The organism is Streptomyces ureilyticus, from assembly GCF_011045025.1.
GTDB classification, from domain to species: Bacteria; Actinomycetota; Actinomycetes; order Streptomycetales; family Streptomycetaceae; genus Streptomyces; species Streptomyces ureilyticus.
The window spans coordinates 1-3,543 of record NZ_JAAKZX010000396.1 but is presented as its reverse complement, the minus strand read 5'-3'; the positions used below and the strand labels follow the sequence as shown (position 1 = coordinate 3,543).

Here is a 3,543-nt window from a genome sequence, read left to right as displayed (position 1 = left end):
CCAGCCGTCCGAGAACGGCGGGCAGACGGTCCAGGCCACGAGGGCCGCGCGTCCCGACCGTACTTGGACCCGTATCGCCGTCGCGCCGGACAGCGGCTGCGCGGACGCCTTCGACCCGCTGCTGCGCAAGGCCCTCGCCCCGGCAGGCTGCCTGCGGCTCCTGCGCGCGACGTACACCGACGCGACGCGCAGTCATGTCACGACCGTCGGACTGCTGTTCACGAAGGCGGACTCCGCGGCCATGGGCGCGCTGAGCAGCCAGTTCGAGGACGAGGGGCTCGCGGAGCGGCGCGACCTGATGCCCCGCCCGTACGCCGCTAAGGGCACCGTAGCCGCCGGTTTCGGCGACGCCCAGCGCGCGTCCTGGACGGTGTCGGTCCTGACCGACGCCCCCGTGGTCGTCTACGCCGTGTCCGGCTTCGCCGACGGCCGCGCCGTCACCGAGCCGGAGCCGGCCGAGAACGCCATGAAGGCAGACGCCACCACACCGCCCGCCCAGGCGGGCCTCGGCCACGACGCACAAGGCCTCGCCGACCGCATCGAGCGCGGCCTCCGTAAAACCGTCAACTCGGCCACGGAGAAGCCGTCATGACCCGCAAGGCCATAGCCGTTGGTGCCCGCAGGACCGGAGTCCTCGCCACCCTCCTCGCCGCCTCCCTCGCCCTCGTCCCGCCCACCACCGCCCACGCCGACGGGATACGCGCCCAGCAGTGGCCCCTGGAAGCGATGCGCGCCAAGGAGGCCTGGCAGACGACCAAGGGCGAGGGCATCACCGTCGCCGTTCTCGACACGGGCGTCGAGGCCCAGCACCCGGACCTCGCCGGCAACGTCCTCACCGGCAAGGACATGGTCGGCTTCGGCGCCGGCCGGGGCGACCGCGCCTGGGCCCGCCACGGCACCGCGATGGCCGGCATCATCGCGGGCAACGGACACGGCCCCGGCAACGCCGACGGCGTCATGGGCATCGCCCCCGAGGCCAAGATCCTCCCCGTCCGCGTGATCCTCGAAGATGGCGACTCGGCCCGCGGCAAGGCCCGCAACACCCGCGGCAACGCCCTCGCCGAAGGCATCCGCTGGGCCGCCGATCACGGCGCCGACGTCATCAACCTCTCCCTGGGCGACGACTCCAAGTCCGCCCACCCCGAGGCCACCGAGGACGCCGCCGTGCAATACGCCCTGAGGAAGGGCGCCGTCGTCGTCGCCTCGGCCGGCAACGGCGGTGAGAAGGGCGACCACATCTCGTACCCGGCCGCCTACCCGGGCGTCATCGCCGCCACCGCCGTCGACAAGTACGGCACCCGCGCCTCGTTCTCCACCCGCCGCTGGTACGCCACCGTCAGCGCACCCGGCGTCGACGTCGTCATCGCCGACCCGGACCGCAAGTACTACGAAGGCTGGGGCACCAGCGCCGCCTCGGCCTTCGTCTCCGGCGCCGTCGCCCTCGTCCGCGCCGCCCACCCGAACCTGGCCCCGGCCCAGATCAAGGAGCTCCTGGAGGACACGGCCCGCAACGCCCCCAGCGGCGGCCGCGACGACTCCCGCGGCTTCGGCTTCGTCGACCCCGCGGCCGCCATCAAGGAGGGCGGCAAGCTCAAGCCGGAAGGGCTGCGCTCGGCCTCGTACGGCGAAAAGTACTTCGGCCCGGGGCCGGACGCCGCGGACGACGACTCCTCGACCGGCTGGGCGGGACCCGTCGCGGGCGGCGTCGGCGGCGTACTCCTGATCGGCGCGGTTGTCCTCTGGCGCGGCCGCCGCGAACCACGCCCAACGGCTACCGGCGACCCCGACTACTAGACGTTCGCTAGACGTCCGCATCCCGCAGCGACGACACCGCTGCCCTGGCCGCCGCCTCCACCAGCGAAATCCCCTTCGCCTTCGTGGAGTTGCCCTGCGAAAGCGCCGTGACGAGATACGCGTGCCCGTCCACCGTCACCCGCCCGATGCTGTTGATCACCCACAGCCCGGTCTGACTGCGCGGCAACCACCCGTTCTTCAGGGCGAATTGGGGTTCAGAACCGACAGCCGACACACCCCAGTCCTGGCCCACCTCGATGTCCCCCATCAGCCCTCGCAGATACGCCCGCGAGGCCTCACTCAGCTCCGACTCCTCCCCGAACACCTGCTCAAGCAGGGCGAGTTGATCGGCCGCCGTGGTCTGCGTCAGCCCCCACAACGCCCCGTTCCCGCCCTCGGTGCCGCTCAGCCCGAACCGCTCGTTCGCCGCCGCCAGACCCTCCGCCCGCCCGATCGCGTCCCACAGCTCGCTCGCCGACACATTGTCGCTGCTCTTGATCATCGCGGTCGCGTACGACTTCTCCGCCGCCGTCAGCTCCCGCCCCGCGTCCTGTGCCTGAAGCAACAGCGCCGCCAGGATGTCGACCTTGACGATGCTCGCGGTGTCGAAGGACCCCTCCCCGTACACCGCGCTCTGCCCGGAGTCCGGATCCAGCACCGCCACCGACACCCGCGCGCCGTCCTCCACGGCCACGGACTCCATCGCCTCGGCGAGCAGCGCGTCCCGGTCCACGGCAGGAGGCGTAGGTGTCGGGCTCGCCGTCGTCGCCACGGATTCCACTGTCGCCTCCGGGGTCCGAGATGCGTCCGCCGCCTGCGCGCCCGCGGTGGGCGACGCCGAGGACGATACGAGACCGGTGCCGCCGCGCGTCTGCGCCGTCACGTGCGTGGTCCCGGAGGCCGTGACGCCGACGAGCACGACGGAGGCCACCGCGGTGTAGAGGAGAGGCCCGCACCAGGACGGGCGGGCGCCGGGCCGACGAGCTGTCTGCGGATCCATCCCGCGATGCTGGGGCCTGCAGCCGTGTCTCCGGTTAGCCGCACGTCAGAAGCATGTAAGGGATCGCTGAGAAAACCCTGAGCCAGGTGAACACCATGTTTCCGGGGCCGCGGGAAGCATGCGAGCGAGACCCGCATAGAGTCGGTGACCGTGGCGAACAAGAACATCCCCGACTCCGGCTTCTCCGACGACGACGGCTCCGCCGACCCCCGGCTGACCGCCGCGCTCACGGCCTGGGCCGAGGACCGCTCCGCACACGTACCGGTCCTGGAGGCGCTCAAGGGCGCCCGGCTCCTCGTACCCGTCGTGGCCGTTCTGGGGGAGACCGAGGAGGACGAGAACGGACTGCGCCGCGAGAAGACCAGCGACATGGCCGTCCCCACGCTCAAGGCCGGCACCCGGACCGCCCTGCCCGCCTTCACGTCCACCGAGTCGCTCGCCCGCTGGGACCCGGCGGCCCGCCCCGTCGCCGTACCCCTGCACCAGGCCCTCCAGGCCGCCGCCCACGAGAAGGCCGACACCCTCGTGCTGGACCTCGCCGGACCCGTGCCGTACGAAGTCACCGGCCCCACCCTGCTCGCCCTCGCCGAGGGCCGCACCAGCACGGATCCGCTCGCCGACCCCGCCGTGACCGACGCCGTACGCGCCGCCGTCGCCGCCGAGCCCGCTGTACTCCGCGCCCACCTCGGCCCCGGCCAGGCCGACGGCACCCTCGCCCTCATACTGGACCCTGTCTCTTATACACAACT

4 protein-coding genes are annotated in these 3,543 nt (G+C 72.5%); 3 read left to right on the top strand and 1 reads right to left on the bottom strand.

All coding sequences use genetic code 11. The features are described 5' to 3' along the window. Both G6048_RS47345 and mycP read left to right on the top strand, forming a co-directional pair. Positions 1 to 592, top strand: a 592-nt coding sequence (locus tag G6048_RS47345; RefSeq protein ID WP_165345795.1) for a hypothetical protein, incomplete at its 5' end; no start/stop codon positions are given. Continuing rightward, entirely contained in the window at positions 589 to 1,794 is a 1,206-nt protein-coding gene (gene mycP / locus G6048_RS47340) for a type VII secretion-associated serine protease mycosin (protein WP_165345794.1), read from the top strand. The genes G6048_RS47345 and mycP, both read left to right, overlap by 4 nt. Positions 1,795 to 1,801: 7 nt before the next feature. Here mycP and G6048_RS47335 read toward each other — a convergent pair whose 3' ends face one another. Further along, on the bottom strand, positions 1,802 to 2,794 hold the full coding sequence (locus G6048_RS47335) for a serine hydrolase (RefSeq protein WP_165345793.1): 993 nt from the start codon (positions 2,792 to 2,794) through the stop codon (positions 1,802 to 1,804). A 150-nt stretch (positions 2,795 to 2,944) separates the two neighbouring features. Between G6048_RS47335 and G6048_RS47330 the strand changes: the two genes are divergently transcribed. Beyond that, positions 2,945 to 3,543 (top strand): SseB family protein (locus tag G6048_RS47330; RefSeq protein ID WP_165345792.1); only part of this gene is annotated, 599 nt, incomplete at its 3' end.